The organism is Flavobacteriales bacterium (assembly GCA_016713875.1).
GTDB lineage: Bacteria > Bacteroidota > Bacteroidia > Flavobacteriales_F > PHOS-HE28 > PHOS-HE28.
Map to the genome: position 1 here is coordinate 3,260,469 of JADJOI010000003.1, position 17,561 is coordinate 3,278,029.

Consider the following 17,561-nt stretch of genomic DNA (forward strand, 5'->3'; position numbering starts at 1 on the left):
CCGCGCCCCACACCCGCGCGAGTGTTTGCACGATACGCGAACCAAATTGCCGAGGGGCGAGCGTATCGATCCGGATCAGCGTTCCAGCAGCACCTTTTCCGTGACGACACGATCGGGCATCCGCACCGTGAGCATGTACAGGCCGTTCGAAGCGGTTGCCGGAAGCTCAACGCCCAATTGGTCGCCGAGCCATTCGACCTGCACCGGCACCTCCCGCCCGGACAAGTCGCGCACGGTGATCGCCGTTGGCCCGAACGCACCGCTGACAAGCATGACGAACCGCCCGTTGCTCGGGTTCGGCACGCACCGCACACGCTCACCCACGGTAACATCGGGCTGCACAACGTTGAAGTCCGGGTCGAAACGGAAGAGGAACGCATCAATACCCAGCGAATCCCAGTAGGTCATGTTCCGAAGGTCACCGGCTATCAGCACAGAGTCACCTGGCAAGACGGTAACAAGGGAATTGCCAAAGTGAACGTTCGCGGTATCGGCGATCGTGTATACGCCGTTCGAACCGAACGATGTCACTGGCGCACCGCTCGGATCGAGTTTAAGGATGGGCAATTGTCCATCATAAGTGAAGCCGGATACGAGCAGATCGCCAGTGCTCAGCCAACCCATGCCGGTGCCGAGCCAATTGGGATCGATCACATATGAGCCGTTCGCGAACGACAGGTCCAGGGTCCCATCGGCAAGCATTCGCGATATCCAACTCAGCCCCCCGTTGGAGTAAAGCACGTAGAAGCTGCCATCGGGCCGCACGATAGGCCTTCCGGATGTGCTCCACGCGATGCCCGGCTGCACAGCTATGGTAGATACACCGTTCGTTCCGAACCCGCTCAGCGGTTGGCCCGTGATGTCCAAGGCATACGCGAACAATTCACTGACGCCATTGTTCCAATGCGTTCCTGTGCAGAGGAACCCACCGCCCGGCAAACGCGCCATTCCGCTCATGTACGTCGGTCCGCCAATGCCCGTGATCACTTGCCCACCATTGCCGAAGGCGGGGTCCAACTCGCCGTTGGCGTCCAGCATCACCACGGCGCTGTTCCATCCGTTGGGATCGTTGATGTAGCTCATGTTGATCAGCATGGCCGTGCGATCATCGGGCAAGGCCAGAAGGTCCGCACAGCGCTGATCGCTATTGACGGTCCCGGTCACCGAGATCCCACCGCCCCATGAAGGGCTGTATGAACCGTCGCTCTCCACCAGCGTTGCAACGGCAACGGCGCTCAACCCGGCGAGGGCGGACCCACCGACCACCGCTCGGCCATCGCTGCGCGCACCGATGCAACAGGACAGGGTTACGGGCGGATAAGCCGCGCCGTTGTATCCGAAGCCGGTATCCGTCGAACCATCCGGCAGGAAACGCGCCATCATGGGCGGTGCTTGGTACCCCGGGCCGACCGTCCAGATGTGCCCATCGTTGGACACGGCCATGCTGCTCACGTTCTCACCCCCTCCATTCCCATTGAATTCCATGCGGCCATCCTGGCCCCAATTGTTCATCGGATCGCCGAAGGGATCGCAACGCATCACCACCACATCATCGTGGTTGGGGGCGGCGCGATCGATATGGCCGACCACATCGATCCCGGAACCATCGTAGTACGCAAAGTCCGTGGTCGTGCCGGGATCCAGGAAGAGTTCCCCGAACGGGCCGAAGGAGGTGTCGAACTGATCGTTCGCATCATAGCGCCGTATGGCGGTGTAGTAGGAGTACCATGAGCCATCGGATGCCGCTTCGAGCCGGAAGGCCCCCAAGGAGAAGTTGTAGTTGAAGTTGGGGTCCAGGGCGGTCCCGTCGGCCAGCACGCGTTCGATCGTGTTGTCGTTACACACCAGGAGCATGCCGTTGGGCTGCACCGCCAGATCGTTCATGTACGGTGCGTTGTTGAGGAACGGCAGCGTGGACCAGCCATTGGTGCCGAAGGAGGTATCGAGCGTTCCGTCGGCGTTCAAGCGGCCCAGGCCTGTGCCCCCGACAAGGATCTGGCCATTGGCGAGCGGCTCTACTTCCCGAAAGCTGACGGGGGCCGAGGTCACGAACGCACCGCCGGTACCGAAAGAAGTGTCCACTGCACCGGAAGGCAGAAGGCGACGAACACAAGGATCGCCGTTGCCGTCCGAGCCTACGAGCAGGATGCCATCATCGGGCTGCACGGCCAGGATGGAAAAATTCCCGCCCGTAATGGCTTGGGCGCCGTACGGGCCGAAGGAAAGATCGGGGCTGCCATCGGCCTGCACCCGCACGAGTTGCTCGGACCCCGAATTCTGGTCGTAGAGCAGCATCAACACCTTGCCGTCGCTTTGCATGGCAGCCCCGAAGAAGTTCCGGTACCAATAGCCGTAGTACAAGAAGTCCTTGTAGTCGCAGGTGCCGTGGCGACCGTAGTCCGCCGCGAGCTGCCCATCGGGATCGAGCAGGGTGGTGAACGGCCCTGTGATCTGATTGAAAGCATCGATGTTGATCCCGGCCACCACGGTTTTGCCATCGCTTCGCCGGAACACCTTCATGGCATGCGAGCTAGTGTTGCCGCCATGGTCCCAGGTGTGCAGGCCGCCGTTGCCGAAGTCGGGGTCCACGCCGCTCATCCATTGGCCATGGGTGAAGGTGGAAACAAAGCAGAAGGCGATCGTCAGGGCGGATGCGGGACAGAAGTGGTTCATGGCAGCAGGATGTGGCGCAAAGGTCGAGGAGAGGAACTTCGTGCGGATGGTCAGAAGTGAGGATGCGGGCTGGCCGCCGAACGGATAACCTCGTTCTGGAGGCGAAGGACCTATTCCACTGCCGGGTCCGAAGCCATCACGAAAGGTGTCGAAATGCATCGATCGGCGCCGTCCAGCCGCATCACGTATACCCCGGGAGGAAGTGTGCTGTTCAACTGGATGGGACCCTCGGGACGTGAAAGTCGACCCTGTGCCAAGCAGCGGCCTCGCATGTCCATGATGGACCACGTACTTCCCGCCTCCGGACCGTTCCAAACGGCCAAGGAGTTGCCATTGATCACCGCGATGCGCGGAGTTGCCTGCTCCGCAGCGGACCCTGCTATGCCAGTGGTAAGGTCCAGGTCGTAGCGTTGGATCAGCACATCGGAGTATGCGCTTCCGTCAAAGAAGCCGGCCACGAGAAGTTTACCATCCGGTTGCAGTACGCCCCCATTGAACATGGTGTATGTGCTGCTATCCGCCACGAGCAGTATGCCTCCCGTGCCGAAGGTGGGGTCGAGCGTTCCGTCAGGTGTGCTTTTCGATATATAGCCAGCGAACTGGTTCCAGAAAGGGCGCACAAAGCCAACGGCCACCACCGAACCATCTGCCGTTTCGCAAAGTGCATGGGCAGCAACCGATGCATCACCGGTGTATTGGGTCATGACGCCCCCGCTCCCCCATGACGGGTCCAATGCGCCGTTGTCCAGAAAACGCATGATGATCACACTGGTGGATCCGAAGGAAGGCACTCCGGCCGCGCCGCCGACAAGGATGCGGCCATCCAACATGGCCCGAACGGACTGCGCGCTCTCCTCGTTCGAGGTAAGGTCCAAGGTCATGAAACCGTTCGAGGCGAACGACGTGTCGATCGTGCCGTCGTCCAACAAGCGCATCATGGCGAACTGCCCGTTGTAGTTCGGGTTCTGGTCGGCAGCCCCTCCAACAACGAGAATGCGTTGTTGGACATCCAGGGTCAACTGAAGGAAATAAGCGGGCCCTCCCAGTGGTGAGGCCAGGCCAACACCGCCGCCGAAGAATTGTTGGTCGAAGGTTCCATCGGGCTCTAGTCGAACGACCAGACCGAAGTTGTATGGGAGACCCGAGAGTTTCGTTCTTCCGCAGACCAGCGCGCGGTCTTGCGCATCCACCAGAACATCCGAAACCTCGCTGTTGCCCCCGAACTGGTCCAGGACCACCTTGCCACTATCGCCGAAAGTGGTGTCGAGCGAACCGTCGGCGGTGAACTGCACCACATACCCGAAGTTTGTGCCGTTCGTTGGGTTGGTTCGGCCCGCTACCAGCACGCGGCCATCGCTGCGCAGGGCAACGGATCGCGGCATATCATCCAGTGCCACCAAGGTGGTCGCGATACCGTTCACACCAAAGCTCGGGTCAGGCTGGCCGTCGCTGAGAAAGCGCGCGGCCATTGTGTGGCTATCGCCGAATGGCCCGTTGATCCCAGCAATGACGAAACGGCCGTCGGGCATCAAAGCCACATCGTCAGCCAGGTCATTTTCGTTCGGCGTGTTCAGCAGTACTTGACCGGCGTTTCCGAACATGGGGTCGAGCACCTGCCCGTAGGTACAGATCACCAACAGCCCAGTGGAGACGCTCGTGAGGAAACGGCTCATGGTTTCAGTTTGATGAAGACGTAGCCGCCCTTCTCCGCGCCCCACACCTGCGCACCAGCGGCGTTGTAGCCCCGGTCCCAGCTGATCATGCGGTCGGGCAGCAGGGTGACCTCGCTGGTGGCGTAGGCGGCACCGCTGCGCTGGTTGGGGCAGTCGCGCTCGTGGGTGCTGCCGATGTAGGTGCCGCCCCGGCGATGCAGGGTGATGGCGCAGCCCTCCAGCAGGCTCAGGGAGTCCGGGGAGAGGAGGGCGAGCCTGGCCGCGTCGGCATAGGCACCGAAGTGGCGCTCACCACCGCGGATGCTGAAGATCTCGCTGGTGAATGTGCTGTCGTTCACCTCGCTCAACCGGTAGATCCGCTGGCGATAGGGCTTGCCCTTGCTGCTGGCCGTGGCCTGCTCCACGTAGAACCATGCGCCGTCCCTGCGCTTGGGCCAGATGCGCACCATCTCCAGTTCGATCTCGAAGTAGCTGGTGTCGGCCTGCGCCTGTGCGGCGCTGGTGTAGGAACCAGCCATGGTCATGGCCAGTTGTTCCAGGGCGCGGGTGCGTTGGGCGCTCGCGGACAGCTGTGCCAGGGCGGCGACCAAGGCGATGGAGAATGGAAGAAGGCGCATGGTGTGTTGCCGAAAGCTACGGCGCCGGTTGGTTCAGGCGGGCTCCACCCACATCCCATGCTCCTTGATCAGGCCGATCAGCTCGTCCACGGCCTTTTCGCTGGGCACGTTGCGCTTCACCACCTCCTTCTCGCGGTACAGGGTGATCACGCCGGGGCCGGTGCCCACGTAGCCGAAGTCGGCATCGGCCATCTCGCCCGGGCCGTTCACGATGCAGCCCATGATGCCGATCTTGACACCCTTGAGGTGGCTGGTCCGGGCCCGGATCTTGGCCGTGGTCTCCTGCAGGTCGAAGAGGGTGCGCCCGCAGCTGGGACAGCTGATGTACTCGGTCTTGCTGATGCGGGTGCGCGTGGCCTGCAGGATGCCGAAGGCGGTGCGGTCCACCAGCTCGTCGCCGCCGCTGTTCTCCGGGCAGATCATCACCCCGTCGCCCAGGCCATCGAGCAAGAGTGCGCCCATGTCCGTGCTGGCATGCAGCATCAGGTGTTCGGGGTCGAGGTTCACGTAGTCGCGTCCGATGATCACGGGCACCTCGCACTGGGCCTCCATCAAGCGGAAGAAGGCGGCACGCTGTTCGGCGTAGCCATGCTCGTTCAGCGTGTCGAGCAGCAGCACACAGCTTTCATCCTCGTCCAGCGCTTCAATGAGCTCGGGCGTCAGGTCCTTCAGCGTGGCGTACACGAAGTTGAGGTCGTGGTGCACGGGCACGTTGGCCAGCAGGTCGGCGGCGGTCACCAGCGGGTAGTGGCGCGGCTTGTGGCGGTCCTTCAGCCAGGTGGCGTGCTCCTGCACCACGCCCAGCGTGCCGGGGATCTCGAAGTCGAGGTGGTGGTCGCCGAGGAAGAGGAAGTCGCAGGCCTGGTCGGTGAGGTTCCACTTGTCCAGCGGCACGCTGTAGTGGTAGCCCCAGGGGAAGAGCGCGGCGGGGCTGATCTTCTTCTTCGTGCTGAGGTCGGCGATGACCACGGGCACGTGCCGCGCACCGATGTTGAGCACCTCGCGGGTATGCCGGCGGGCGTGGCTGAAGGGGTCGATGGGCACATGGTGCACCTCGGGGATCGGGTCGTGCCCGCGGCGCGCGCCGTAGCGGTCGGCCAGGGCCTTGGCCACGGGGATCTCCGCCTCGGGCTCCTCGGTGAGGCTCACGCGGATGGTGTCGCCCAGCCCGTCCTCCAGCAGCGCACCGATGCCCACGGCGCTCTTCACGCGGCCGTCCTCGCCGTCGCCGGCCTCGGTGACGCCCAGGTGCAGCGGGTAGTTCATGCCCTCGCGCAGCATGTGGTTCACCAGCAGCCGATAGGCCTGCACCATCACCTGCGGGTTGCTCGCCTTCATGCTCAGCACGATCTCGTGGTAGTCCTCGTCGCGGCAGATGCGCAGGAACTCCATGGCGCTCTCCACCATGCCGAGCGGCGTGTCGCCGTAGCGGTTGAGGATGCGGTCGCTGAGGCTGCCGTGGTTGGTGCCGATGCGCATGGCCGTGCCGTGTTCCTTGCAGATGCGCACCAGCGGGGTGAAGCGCTCGCGGATGCGGTCGAGCTCCTCCTGATACTCCGCATCGGTGTACTCGCGCACATCGAACCGCTTCTTGTCGGCGTAGTTGCCGGGGTTCACGCGCACCTTCTCCACGATGCGGGCGGCGATCTCGGCCGCGTTGGGCGTGAAGTGGATGTCGGCCACCAGCGGGGTGTTGAAGCCGGCGGCGCGCAGCTGCCTGCGGATCTCGGCGAGGTTCTCGGCCTCCTTCTTCGAGGGCGCGGTGATGCGCACCAGTTCGCAGCCGGCCTCGATCATGCGGATGCTCTGCGCTACGGTGGCCGCCGTGTCCATCGTGTCCGTGGTGGTCATGCTCTGCACCCGGATGGGATGGTCGCCGCCGATGCCGATGTCACCGATGCGCACCGCCCGTGTCCGCCAGCGTTCGTAGCGGGTGAGCGAGGGGCAGTAGTGCCGCGCGGAAAGGGTGGCCGTGCTCATGCGAACGAAGGTAGGAACGGCGGGTGAGGCGGAGTGTTCAAGTGGCAAGTCACAAGTGCCAAGGATCAAGTCACAAGGACCGTGGTGGGTGAACCCTCGTCACTTGCTCAGGGGCCTGGCGCCATACCCCTCCACGAAGGTCCATCCCCCGTTCTCCACTACGGCGCGCAGGACCTCGAGGAACTCGTTCTTCTGTCCGGCGGCGGCCTCGAACAGACCGCTCTGCGGCAGGCGTTGCTCGATGCGGGCCTTGGCCTGCGCCTGCATGCGCGTGTGATCCGCCGCGCTGAACTCGGCGAAGGCGCCCTCTTCGAGGTCGAAGTACTTCACATCGTGCTCCAGGGACAGCAGCTTCGGTGTGCCCAGGTCGGTGAGGCGAACGGTGCGCGTGGCCTCATCGAAGGTGAGCCCCAGGCCCTCCAGGTCGTAGCCCACCGAGGCGCGGGCCTTCACCAGCAGGATGGCCTGCTTGCGGTTCCAGCCCAGGTCCCTGGTCCAGTCGAACCAGGCGGCGCTGTTGTCGCTGTACGTGAACACCTCGCTGAGGTCGCCTTCCACCGTCACCAGCTTCAGCACCGGGCGGATGCGCTCCAGCAGGACGGTGCTCGACACCTCCTCGCCCGGTGGCGCGGGCCGGTACAGCTCGCGGGTGATGAAGAACACCAGCAGGGCGACGCCCGGCAGGAGCAGGAGACCGGTGGCGCGTTTCATGGTGACCACAAAGGTGGCGCGGCGGCGCCGTAAGTCGCCTCTGAGCTGCCGTTGCCTGTTCTGACCGGTTGGTCGTGGATCATACTGGGTAGGTTTATCATGGTAAGCTCCTGATCCCATGAAGACAACGCAGGCTTTGGCTGTATCAATGGCCCTGGGCTCTCTATCATGCATGGCACAGAGCTTCGATCACTTGGATGCGAACATGGTCCGGGCCCGATTCACGGCCCATGGCATGATCGGACTTGATCGGAGCGTTGGCGAGCCGGATTTTGAGGTGCCCATTGGAAGCGGGGCCCATGCATTGTTCGCAGCCTCATTGTGGGTGGGTGGGTATGATACACTTGGCGGCTTGCATCTTGCTGGCCTGCTGTTCGACCAGATCGGGCTGCCCGACTATGCCCCAGGACCGCTCACAACGGACGGCAGCGCATCGATCACTCCCGCCGTGGCAGCCCAATATGATCATGTGTTCAAGATCAAGGCCGTGGATGTAGCCCTGCACCAGGCCTACTACGATTGTTTGAACACGCCAGGATGCGATGTCAATGTTCAGTTCCCCGGGTATGTGATCCCCCAGAGTTTTTTTGACTGGCCAGGGAACGGTGACACCTTGGCTGGTCAGGCCGCCCGGTTGGCGCCATTCATCGATCTTGATGGTGACGGGCTGTATGAGCCGACCACCGGTGATGCACCATGCATCCACGGTGATGAAGCGCTCTATTTCATGTTCAATGATGTGCTGAACCCGCATGGCACGGGCGGTGCTCCCCTCGGTATCGAGGTTCATGCCATGCCCTTCGCATTCTATTCCCAAGACGAGGCGCTCGCGCACACCCTCTTCATCAAGTACCGGCTCATCAATCGAAGCGATGACCCCTATGAAATGGTCCGGATCGGTCTATTCACCGACTATGACCTTGGATATGGTCGTGATGACTACGTGGGTTCTGATCCCGAAAGGAATCTCGGCTACGTGTATAACGCAGATACGCTGGATGAAACGACATCATCCTACACCGGGTATGGTTCGATGCCACCCGCTTTTGGGACGACGCAACTCAAAGGCCCGTACCTGGAGCCTGATGGGTTTGATGATCCCGAAGGACCCGGGATACCCGCTTTCAACGGCTCTGGCTTTGGTGACCTGGTGGTCGACAATGAACGTCATGGTGTCTCGTACATGACCTACTTCAGCAATGACGCCACCGCCCGAGGCAATCCGAATACGGCCGAACAGTTCTTCGGATATCTGAGCGGGTACTGGCGCGACGGAACACCGCTCTTCCATGGAGGCACTGGGCATTACTCCGATCCCGAGGCCACGAACGTTCAGGCGCGCTTTGCGTTTCCAGGGTTTGAAGACCCACTTGGAGCGGGAACAGGTGGCCAGGTGATGGGCCCATGGGCGGAGCATTCATCAGGCAATCAACCATGGGATAGGCGGATGGTCATGTCGGTCGGACCCTTGGATCTGGATGCCGGAGAAGAGATCGAACTTGTCTACGCGCTCGTGTTCGCCCGCCCTGGATCCAATGGGCTGATGAGCAGCGTTCTGCGGTTACAGGAAAGGGTGGATTCGGTACAGGCCATTTACAGTGATCTGCCGGAGGCGTGCAACGGGGCGGGATCTCAGGTGGGCATGGAGGAACGCACCGACCGTGGGCCTGTCCTATTTCCCGTGCCGGCCGAAGATCGTCTGACCTTGAGGCTTGAGGTCCCTGGTCCAGTGGAATTTGTCGTGTACGATATGCTCGGCGTGGAGTTCTTGAGAGGGCGCGATACCAGGGATCTGGTCGAGATCGACCTTTCGGAGCTTGATCAAGGCTTGTACCTGTTCCATGTTGCTCAAGGCGAGGTGAGCCATGTCGTTCCGTTCGTGAAAGTCACGACCAGATAGGGAAGATCATCATGCAGCCGAGGATCCGGTTCACCCCTCCTCTTCCGGTGGCGCGGGCCGATACACCTCACGGGTGATGAAGAACACCAGCAGGTCGATGCCCAGCAGGAGCAGGAGACCGGTGGCGCGTTTCATGGTGCGCTGACAAAGGTGGCGCGGCGGCGCCGATACCTTTGGCCGATGCGCCACGGACGGCTGTTCACCACGTGCGTCGTGGGTCTCCTGTTGGACGGATGCGGACCAACGTCCCGCGTGGACCTGGACACGCTGCGGACCATGGAGCATCAGCTGGCGGATGGCGCGGTCGTTGCGGGTCGATCGCTTTTCGGCGCGGGCCACACCTTGGTGCTGACACTGGATCCGGAATGCCCGCTCTGCCTGATGCATGCACCTGAGCTGGCGCAGCTGACCAGCGGCACAGGGCTGAGCATCGTGGGGCTCTATGCCTCGCCTTACATCGTTCCGGACAGCGCGCAGGCGTTCGCCGAGCGGAACGGATTCCGCTTTCCGCAGGTGATGGACCCGGATTGCCGCATCGCGCAAGCGCTCGACGCCGTCGTTACTCCGGAGGCCTTCGTGCTGGCGGTGGACGGAACGGTGCTGTACCGCGGCGCCATCGACGATCGCGCCACACGCGCGGGGCGCAAGAAGCCCAAGGCCACGCGCCATCACCTGCGCGATGCGTTGGCGGCAGTGGAGCGTGGGCACCCTCCGGCCGAACCGAGCGTGCGCGCCGTCGGCTGTTTCCTCGAGTGCAACGAAGTGCGGACCCCATGAGGATGCGGTTGGCGATCTGGGTGGGGGGGGTGCTGCTGGCCGCGGCGCCGGGCTGTGCGCCGTCCGATCCCGTGGATGCCGTGAAGGATCTGCCGGACACGGTGACCTTCGCCGCGCACATCGCCCCGCTGGTGCGCACGCACTGTATGCCGTGCCACAGCCCGGGGCATGCGGGGCCCTTCGCGCTCACCACCTACGACGAGGTGCGGCGCAAGGCGCGCACTGTGCGCCACGTCACGCGGGAGCGCTATATGCCGCCCTGGCCGGCCGATACGGCCTACAGCCGCTTCATCGGTGAGCGGGTGCTGACGGCGCGCCAGATCGCCTTGATCGGTCGGTGGGTGGAGCAGGGCATGCTGCCGGGCGATACCGCCTCGCTGCCCCGGATGGGTCTCGTGTCGGAGGCCGCGGCCCTGGGGCCGCCGGACCTGGTGGTGCCGGTGCCTGGAGCCTACACCGTACCGGGCGATGGGCGCGACCGCTTCATCATCGCCAAGGCGCCGTTCGAGCTGCCGCGCGACACCTTCCTGCGGGCGGTGGCCTTCGTGCCCGGCGATCGCCGGGCGGTGCACCACATGAACGGTGCGCTCATCAATTATCCGGAAGGGGCCAAGGCCGATGTGTTCGCCGGCAGCGCGTACCTCGACGCCGAGCAGCAGGGTGGGCCGGCGGCCTTCGCGCGGCTCGGGCTGGCCAACGACGATGGCAGCTGGCCGCCGTTGGTGCCCAGCGCGGTGAACTATCTGCCCGGGCTGGCGCCGCTGGTGCTGCCCGACGGCTTCGGCGGCCTGTACCTGGCGCGCAAGAGAGCCTTCCTGCTCAACACGGTGCACTACGGCCCCGGCGACCGCGAGGCCGTGGACCGCAGTGCCTTCCACCTCTGGTTCGCGCCGCGCGCCCCGGAGCGCCCGCTGCAGGAGCTGGCCCTGGGCAGCACGCACACGCCGGTGGTACCTCCGCTGCATATGGCGCCCGGCGAGGTACGCACCTTCAGCACGCGGCTCATGGTGCCGAAGGCGATCAGCGTGCTGTCCGTGAACCCGCACATGCACCTGCTGGGCACGCGGTTCACGGCCTACGCGTTGCGCGGCACCGACACCATCCCGCTGGTGCGCATCCGCGACTGGGACTTCCGCTGGCAGTACGCCTACACCTTCCGACGGCCCGTGGTGCTGCTACCGGGCGATGTCATCGTGGCCGAGGGCAGCTTCGACAACCGCGCGGAGAACCCGCACCAGCCGTTCGATCCGCCACGGGAGGTGCGGGGCAGCGACAGCCGCTTCATGCGCACCACCGACGAGATGTTCCAGTTCTTCCTCACCTACGTCGATCGCAAGGAGGGGGATGAGCACGTGGAGCTGGCGAGGAGTGGCGAGTAGCGAGTGCCCACGCACGACCCGACGCAGCGAGCGGCGAGTGAACACCCGCATGGTGTTCCACTCGCTGCTCGCCACTCGCCACTCCCCCCTCACACCTGCGACAGCGGATCCGGTTCGGTGACCTCGCTCGCGCGCTTGCCGCGCTGCAGCCAGCCGTTGACGAAGAGGCAGCCCAGGATAAGGGCGATGCCCAGGTACGAACCGATGGTGAGCCTCTCCTCCTCGCCCCAGATGAGAAGGGCGAAGAGGATGGTGTACACCGGCTCGAGGTTCACGGTGAGCATCACGGTGAAGGGGCTGAGCTGGCGCATGACGGCGATGCCGGCCACGAAGGCGAAGGTGGTGCACACCAGGCCGAGCAGAAGCTGGTACACGATGTCGCTGGCGGGCAGGTGCCACAGCGGGGGCGCCAGATCACCGGTGACGAGGCCGTACAGGGCGAGGGCCACCACCACGCTCACCATCTCGTAGAAGCCGATGCGCAGCGCGTTGTCGCGCTTGATGAGCACGCCGTTCACCACGTTGAACCAGGCGCTGAGCAGTGCACTCACGGTAGCCACCGCGATGCCGAGGCGATGCCGCACCTCCAGTCCGAAGATGAGCAGCAGGGCGGCCACGACGATGATGCCGAGCACCACTTCGCTCACGCGGATGCGGCGCTTGAACCAGAATGGCTCCATGAGGGCGGTGAACACCGTGCTGGTGCTGAGGCATGCCGCGGCGATGCTGGCGGTGCTGAGCTTGATGGCGCCGTAGAAGGTGATCCAGTGCCCCAGGATGATGAGCCCCACCAGCAGGTAGTTGACCAGGCCCGGGGTGCGGGGCGACAGGCTGCGGCGGGTGACCAGGGCCACGGCGGCCAGGCCGAGCACGCCGATCACCGTGCGCGTGTACACCAAGTGCAGGGTGGGCTGCTGGATGAGCTTGCCCAGGATGCCGGTGAAGCCCCACACGAACACGGTGACGTGCAGCAGCACGAGCGCGTTGCGGTGGGCGGTGGGCATGGCGGCTCAGTGCGCGTCGTCGTCCACCTTGGCCACGCCGCCGCTCACCACGAACTTCATCACGTCCGCGGCGCGCGCATCGATCGGCGTCACGTTCTGTGCCGGCACGATGTACAGGTTGCCGCTCCACGCGAAGCTGTGGGGCAGATAGACGGCCACCTTGCCGCCCGTGATGCCCAGGTGCGCCAGGTCGTCCTCGGTGATGAAGCCGAGCTTCTCCAGGTCGCTGCCCGACACAAGGCGCACCAGCACGGGACGGTCGAAGCGCTTCTTGTTGCCCACCACGGCCTCCACCAGGTCCTTGATGGCGCCATAGAAGGTCTTCAGGAAGGGGATGCGCTTGAGCACCTCCTCGCCGAACTCGGCCACCGGTTGATACAGAATGGTGCTGCCCAGCCAGCCGAAGAGGGTGAGGCCCACCAGCAGCGTGAGCAAGCCCAGGCCCGGAATGTCGATGGGGATGATGCCGTCCAGGAAGGCCAGGGCCTTCCACAAGCCCCAGAGGAGCACGGTGACAGGGACCACGAGCAGCAGGCCACGCAGGAAATAACTCAGCAGGATGCGGCCGATGCGGCGGGAGCTCATGATGGCGGCAAAGGTAACCGGGGGCGGAACGGGTCAGCCGAGACCGTCGCGCAGCTTCTTCGGCAGCGATGCCCGCACCAGGTCGTAGCTGTGGCGGGCCAGTTCAAGCAGCACCCGATACGGCACGCTCCCATCGGTGAGCACCGTGTTCCAGTGGCGCTTGTTCATGTGGTAGCCCGGGGTGATGCCGGGGTGCTGCTCGCGCAGGTCCACGGCGCGCTCGGGGTCGCACTTGAGGTTCACGCTCTCGAAGGCGTCCACGTCCATCAGCGCGAAGATGCGCCCGCCCACGCGGAAGGCCAGCACCTCCGGCCCGAAGGGCAGGTCCTCGCTGAAGCCTGGGAACTTGGCGCAATGCGCGCGGAACTCCTCCAGCGTCATGGAAGCAGTGCATAGAGGACGGGCCGGCTGGGGGCGGCGTCGTTCATCCAGTGTGCCAGCTGTAGCTCCAGCACATAACGACCGTCGGGCACGGCATCGGGCACGCGCAGCAGTTCGGTGATGGTGCGCGTGGTGTCCACCGTGGCGGGGAAGTCCCAGAAGGCGTGGTGCGCGGCCAGCACGCCGCCGTCCTCCTCGCGGTCCACGCTGGGCAGGTCCACCAGCAGGTGTTTCACCCCGATGCTGCGCAGCCAGGCGGTGGCGGTGCTCTGCAGGTAGGCGGGGTTGCTGCCGCACCAGTCGCGCGTGTCCTTGCCGGCCGTGTTGGGCAGCGTACGCAGCACCAAGGCCTCGCGCGGTCGCTCGTCCAACGCGTTGCGCAGCTGCTCCAGGGTGATCACCTGGTCGGTGCGGCCATCGGGGGCACGGCGCTGCTCTGGGCGCAGGCTCACCACTTCGGCGGTGAAGAAGAAGCGGTCCAGCAGGCCGCCTACGGGGGTGATGCCGGCGTCCAGGTGGCCCACGCTCTCCGTGTGCGTGCCATGGCCGTGCGGATTGACGAACACGTTCCGGAAGTTCACCGGGGCGCCGGCGCTCACCGCGAAGGTGCGGTCGCCCATCACCACGGGCTCCATGCGGACGGGGTCCACGTACCAGGCGCGCAGGCGGCCTTCACCGGCGTGCAGGGGCAGGCTCAGGTCGATGGGCCGACCCAGGTCCACGCGGAAGCGTCGTCCGTGGTGTTCGATGTCGGCGATCATGCCTCGGCGAAGAGCTCCATCGCGATGCGGTCCGCGAAGTGCCTTCCGCGTTCGGTCAAAACTAACCGCCCGCCTTCCAGTTGCGCGAGGCCCTGCGCCACGTAGTGCACGATCCGTTGCTCATTCCGGAGGCGGATGTCCACCGGCAGCGCATCGAGCTGCACGCCGCGGTGGGTGCGGAGCCCGGTGAGGAGCAGCTCGTTGGTGCGCTGCACCGGGGAGAGCGTTTCCGTTTCGCTGAACGGCCCGCCTTTTTCGACCGCGGCGGCGTAGCGCGCGTTGTGGGCCACGTTCCAGCGGCGCGTGGCACCGGTGAAGCTGTGCGCGGAGGGGCCGATGCCCAGGTAGGGTACGCCCTCCCAATAGCTGCTGTTGTGCCGGCTGAAGTGGCCCGGAAGGCCGAAGTTGCTGATCTCGTAGTGCACCAGCCCGGCGGCCTTCATGCGCGCCATCAGGTGGTCGAACTGCGCGGACACGGCCTCATCGTCCCCCGGCACCACCGTGCCGTGCTTCACCTGATGGGCCAGCGCGGTGCGCGGCTCCACCGTGAGGGCGTAGGCGCTGAGGTGCGGCATGCCGTGGTCCAGCGCGATGGTGAGCTGCTCGTCCCATTCGACCAGGTCCATGCCGGGCAGGCCGTAGATGAGGTCGATGGTCCATGACGAGAAGCGGGCGTTGGCGATCAGCGCGATGCTTTGCCGGGCCTGTTCGGCGGTGTGCGCGCGGCCCATCCACGCCAGGCGGTCCGCACGGAAGCTCTGGGTGCCCAGGCTCAGGCGCGTGATGCCCATCGCCTTCCACTGCGCCAGCCGTTCGGCGGTGACGTCGTCCGGATTGGCCTCCAGGGTGATCTCCGCATCGTTCCGCACGCGCAGCAGGTCGCGGGCCAGCTGTAGGAACGAGGCGATGCGCGTGGGCTCCAGAAGGCTGGGCGTGCCGCCGCCGAAGTACACGGTGTCCACCGGGGCGTCGCCGATCTCGCGTGCCCGCTGGATGAGCTCCTTCTCCATGGCATCGAGCACCGCCTCGCGGCCGCGTGCCGAGGTGCTGAAGTGGAAGTCGCAGTACGTGCACGCTTTCCGGCAGAAAGGGATGTGGAAGTAGAGGCCGGGCATGTGAGGGCAGGGGCCGGAGCCTTCAGGGTCGCTTGCCAATATATTTCTCCGGGTTCTCGATCATGTCCCCGAGCATGCGTCCCACCTCCTCGGACACCTGCACGATGGGGGCGATGTCGCGTTCGGTGACATATCCGCAGGCGACCGCATGATCTAGCCAGACCTGTGTTTCCGCGTTCTCACCGTCCGCATCGGTCATTTTGGACACGAAGTGCGTGGGGTAACGCTTCTTGCGATAGCCTTCCGCATACTGTGTGGACACCGAACGTGATGAACGACGCACTTGGTCCGTGAGTGAGAACTTCTCTTCGCTGGGAAAGCGCTTGCTGAGCACGAACACCATGCGAGCCATTTCAAAGGCTCTCTTGTACACGGACATTTCCTTGAAACCGCCCATCGTCGTTCGTGTTGACGAAAGCTATGGCGATGGATCCGTGGAGCGGGTCTCCTGCTCCTGCCCCCGCTCCTGATCACGCGTTCAGCGAGATCCTGAAGGTCGTCCCCTTCCCCGGGGCGCTGCGCTTGACGACGATCCGGCCGCCGTGGTACTGTTCGATGATGCGCTTGCTGAGCGAGAGCCCCAGGCCCCAGCCGCGTTTCTTGGTGGTGAAGCCGGGCTGGAACACGGTGCGGTGCTGCGCGGCGGGGATGCCCTTGCCGGTGTCGGTGACATCCACGTGCACCACATCGTCCTCGCGCTCGATGGCGAGCGTGATGCTGCCTTCGCCTTCCATCGCATCGATGGCGTTGCGGATGAGGTTCTCGATCACCCAGCTGAAGAGCGGACGGTTGAGGGGCACCAGCAGCTCGGGGTCGGGCGGGGACAGCACCTCGATGCGGGCCTTGCTGGGCAGGCGCGGGCGCAGGTAGAGCACTGTGGCACGCAGGGTGTGGTAGAGCTTCTCGGGCGTCAGCTCCGGCGCGCTGCCGATCTTGCTGAAGCGCTCGGTGATCACCTCCAGCCGGTCCACGTCCTTGCGCATCTCGACAAGCGCCGTGGGGTCCACGTTGCGGCTCTTGAGCAGCTCCATCCACGCCATCAAGGAGCTGAGCGGGGTGCCCAGCTGGTGGGCGGTCTCCTTGGCCATGCCCACCCACACCTGGTTCTGCTCGGCGTTGCGGAAGATGCTGAAGAGGGCGTAGCTCACCAGCAGGAAGAGGCCGATGATGACCAGCTGCACGTAGGGGAAGTAGCGCAGCTGGGTGATCACAAGCGATTCCTCGAAGTAGATGTAGTGGCGGCCCTGGCCCGCGAGGGTGACCTCCAGGGGGCGGTTGCGTGCGGCCATCTCGCCGAGCTTGGTGGCCAGCAGAGCGGGGTCGCGCAGCACCAGGCTGTCCACGTTGCCGCTCTCCACCACGCGGCCGCCGGTGCTATCGGTGAGGATCACGGGCACGGCGGCGGTGTTCATCACCGTTTCGCTGATGAACGATCGGATGATGCCGTCCATCACCTCCTCCAGCTCGCGCAGCAGGCGGCTGTCCTGGTAGTGGAGGTATTGCTTCTGGGTGCCGTAGACGGCGATCTCCACGGGTTTGCGGCGGGCGGCCATGTCCGCCACGGCCTGGCGCAGGCGGTCGGGGTCGGCGGTCACCACGCTGTCCAGGTTGCGGTGGAACTTCACCTCGCCCCGGGCGTCGGTGATCACCACGGGCACGGTGGTGTTGTCGCTCACCACCTTCAGGAAGAAGGAGAGGTCGCCGGGCTCGGCGGTGCCCACCAGGCGCAGCATGGCCTCGGCCCAGAGCTCCACCTTCTTGCGCTCCTCCTCGCGCAGGCGGGCGAAGAGGCGGTCGGTGAGGTTCACCAGGCGGGCCCGGTTCTGCACGGCCTCGGCCCAGAGCTCCACCTTCTTGCGCTCCTCTTCACGCACCTTGTCCACGATGCGGTTGCTGTACCACAACGAGGCGATGACGATGAGCAGGGCGGCCAGGGCCAGCACCAGCTTCCAGCGCTGTTTGCGGGAGTAGAGGTCCACGGGATCGGTCCGTGAAGATGGGGCTT

Annotated in this window: 15 protein-coding genes; 3 read left to right on the plus strand and 12 right to left on the minus strand. The window is 64.6% G+C overall.

What is annotated here, in order from left to right:
- Positions 1-75 precede the first annotated feature (75 nt).
- The 5 genes from IPJ87_15305 to IPJ87_15325 all read right to left on the minus strand — a co-directional run bounded on the left by IPJ87_15305 (position 76) and on the right by IPJ87_15325 (position 7,654).
- Positions 76-2,673: a T9SS type A sorting domain-containing protein gene (locus tag IPJ87_15305; protein MBK7943217.1), complete on the minus strand. Its 2,598-nt coding sequence runs from the start codon at positions 2,671-2,673 to the stop codon at positions 76-78.
- 110 nt (positions 2,674-2,783) lie between these two features.
- Positions 2,784-4,346, minus strand: coding sequence for a hypothetical protein (locus tag IPJ87_15310; GenBank protein MBK7943218.1), 1,563 nt, complete (start codon positions 4,344-4,346; stop codon positions 2,784-2,786).
- Positions 4,343-4,963 (minus strand): chromophore lyase CpcT/CpeT, encoded by a 621-nt coding sequence (locus tag IPJ87_15315; GenBank protein ID MBK7943219.1) that lies wholly within the window; start codon positions 4,961-4,963, stop codon positions 4,343-4,345. The genes IPJ87_15310 and IPJ87_15315 overlap by 4 nt, the downstream gene beginning before the upstream one ends.
- Before the next feature lie 33 nt (positions 4,964-4,996).
- Positions 4,997-6,943 (minus strand): (E)-4-hydroxy-3-methylbut-2-enyl-diphosphate synthase, encoded by a 1,947-nt coding sequence (ispG, locus tag IPJ87_15320; protein MBK7943220.1) that lies wholly within the window; start codon positions 6,941-6,943, stop codon positions 4,997-4,999.
- A gap of 99 nt (positions 6,944-7,042) precedes the next feature.
- The gene (locus IPJ87_15325) at positions 7,043-7,654 is read right to left on the minus strand and encodes a DUF4230 domain-containing protein (GenBank protein ID MBK7943221.1); all 612 of its coding nucleotides are present in this window, start codon (positions 7,652-7,654) and stop codon (positions 7,043-7,045) included.
- 118 nt (positions 7,655-7,772) lie between these two features.
- Between IPJ87_15325 and IPJ87_15330 the strand changes: the two genes are divergently transcribed.
- From IPJ87_15330 to IPJ87_15340, 3 genes are all read left to right on the plus strand, one after another.
- Positions 7,773-9,554 (plus strand): T9SS type A sorting domain-containing protein, encoded by a 1,782-nt coding sequence (locus IPJ87_15330; protein MBK7943222.1) that lies wholly within the window; start codon positions 7,773-7,775, stop codon positions 9,552-9,554.
- 180 nt (positions 9,555-9,734) lie between these two features.
- Positions 9,735-10,331: a redoxin domain-containing protein gene (locus IPJ87_15335; protein MBK7943223.1), complete on the plus strand. Its 597-nt coding sequence runs from the start codon at positions 9,735-9,737 to the stop codon at positions 10,329-10,331.
- Positions 10,332-10,333: 2 nt separating this feature from the next.
- Positions 10,334-11,710: a hypothetical protein gene (locus IPJ87_15340; protein MBK7943224.1), complete on the plus strand. Its 1,377-nt coding sequence runs from the start codon at positions 10,334-10,336 to the stop codon at positions 11,708-11,710.
- A gap of 89 nt (positions 11,711-11,799) precedes the next feature.
- Here the strand turns inward: IPJ87_15340 and IPJ87_15345 are convergent, their stop codons facing one another.
- From IPJ87_15345 to IPJ87_15375, 7 genes are all read right to left on the minus strand, one after another.
- The gene (locus tag IPJ87_15345) at positions 11,800-12,714 is read right to left on the minus strand and encodes a DMT family transporter (protein ID MBK7943225.1); all 915 of its coding nucleotides are present in this window, start codon (positions 12,712-12,714) and stop codon (positions 11,800-11,802) included.
- A 6-nt stretch (positions 12,715-12,720) separates the two neighbouring features.
- Entirely contained in the window at positions 12,721-13,299 is a 579-nt protein-coding gene (locus tag IPJ87_15350; GenBank protein ID MBK7943226.1) for a DUF502 domain-containing protein, read from the minus strand.
- Between the two features lie 33 nt (positions 13,300-13,332).
- Positions 13,333-13,680: an MmcQ/YjbR family DNA-binding protein gene (locus IPJ87_15355; GenBank protein MBK7943227.1), complete on the minus strand. Its 348-nt coding sequence runs from the start codon at positions 13,678-13,680 to the stop codon at positions 13,333-13,335.
- A complete protein-coding gene (locus tag IPJ87_15360; GenBank protein MBK7943228.1) occupies positions 13,677-14,441 on the minus strand; it encodes a cyclase family protein in 765 nt (254 codons plus the stop codon). Before IPJ87_15360 ends, IPJ87_15355 begins: the two co-directional genes overlap by 4 nt.
- Entirely contained in the window at positions 14,438-15,556 is a 1,119-nt protein-coding gene (gene hemW, locus IPJ87_15365) for a radical SAM family heme chaperone HemW (protein MBK7943229.1), read from the minus strand. Before hemW ends, IPJ87_15360 begins: the two co-directional genes overlap by 4 nt.
- Positions 15,557-15,578: 22 nt before the next feature.
- The gene (locus IPJ87_15370) at positions 15,579-15,953 is read right to left on the minus strand and encodes a four helix bundle protein (GenBank protein MBK7943230.1); all 375 of its coding nucleotides are present in this window, start codon (positions 15,951-15,953) and stop codon (positions 15,579-15,581) included.
- A 73-nt stretch (positions 15,954-16,026) separates the two neighbouring features.
- Positions 16,027-17,535, minus strand: a complete 1,509-nt coding sequence (locus IPJ87_15375) for a HAMP domain-containing histidine kinase (protein MBK7943231.1) — start codon at positions 17,533-17,535, stop codon at positions 16,027-16,029.
- Between the last annotated feature and the right edge of the window lie 26 nt (positions 17,536-17,561).

Excerpts from the sequence above, each read along its gene's own strand:
- IPJ87_15305 (MBK7943217.1), bottom strand. The coding sequence starts at position 2,673 with ATGAACCACTTCTGTCCCGCATCCGCCCTGACGATCGCCTTCTGCTTT.
- IPJ87_15310 (MBK7943218.1), bottom strand. The coding sequence starts at position 4,346 with ATGAGCCGTTTCCTCACGAGCGTCTCCACTGGGCTGTTGGTGATCTGT.
- IPJ87_15315 (MBK7943219.1), bottom strand. The coding sequence starts at position 4,963 with ATGCGCCTTCTTCCATTCTCCATCGCCTTGGTCGCCGCCCTGGCACAG.
- ispG (MBK7943220.1), bottom strand. The coding sequence starts at position 6,943 with ATGAGCACGGCCACCCTTTCCGCGCGGCACTACTGCCCCTCGCTCACC.
- IPJ87_15325 (MBK7943221.1), bottom strand. The coding sequence starts at position 7,654 with ATGAAACGCGCCACCGGTCTCCTGCTCCTGCCGGGCGTCGCCCTGCTG.
- IPJ87_15330 (MBK7943222.1), top strand. The coding sequence starts at position 7,773 with ATGAAGACAACGCAGGCTTTGGCTGTATCAATGGCCCTGGGCTCTCTA.
- IPJ87_15335 (MBK7943223.1), top strand. The coding sequence starts at position 9,735 with ATGCGCCACGGACGGCTGTTCACCACGTGCGTCGTGGGTCTCCTGTTG.
- IPJ87_15340 (MBK7943224.1), top strand. The coding sequence starts at position 10,334 with ATGCGGTTGGCGATCTGGGTGGGGGGGGTGCTGCTGGCCGCGGCGCCG.
- IPJ87_15345 (MBK7943225.1), bottom strand. The coding sequence starts at position 12,714 with ATGCCCACCGCCCACCGCAACGCGCTCGTGCTGCTGCACGTCACCGTG.
- IPJ87_15350 (MBK7943226.1), bottom strand. The coding sequence starts at position 13,299 with ATGAGCTCCCGCCGCATCGGCCGCATCCTGCTGAGTTATTTCCTGCGT.
- IPJ87_15355 (MBK7943227.1), bottom strand. The coding sequence starts at position 13,680 with ATGACGCTGGAGGAGTTCCGCGCGCATTGCGCCAAGTTCCCAGGCTTC.
- IPJ87_15360 (MBK7943228.1), bottom strand. The coding sequence starts at position 14,441 with ATGATCGCCGACATCGAACACCACGGACGACGCTTCCGCGTGGACCTG.
- hemW (MBK7943229.1), bottom strand. The coding sequence starts at position 15,556 with ATGCCCGGCCTCTACTTCCACATCCCTTTCTGCCGGAAAGCGTGCACG.
- IPJ87_15370 (MBK7943230.1), bottom strand. The coding sequence starts at position 15,953 with ATGGGCGGTTTCAAGGAAATGTCCGTGTACAAGAGAGCCTTTGAAATG.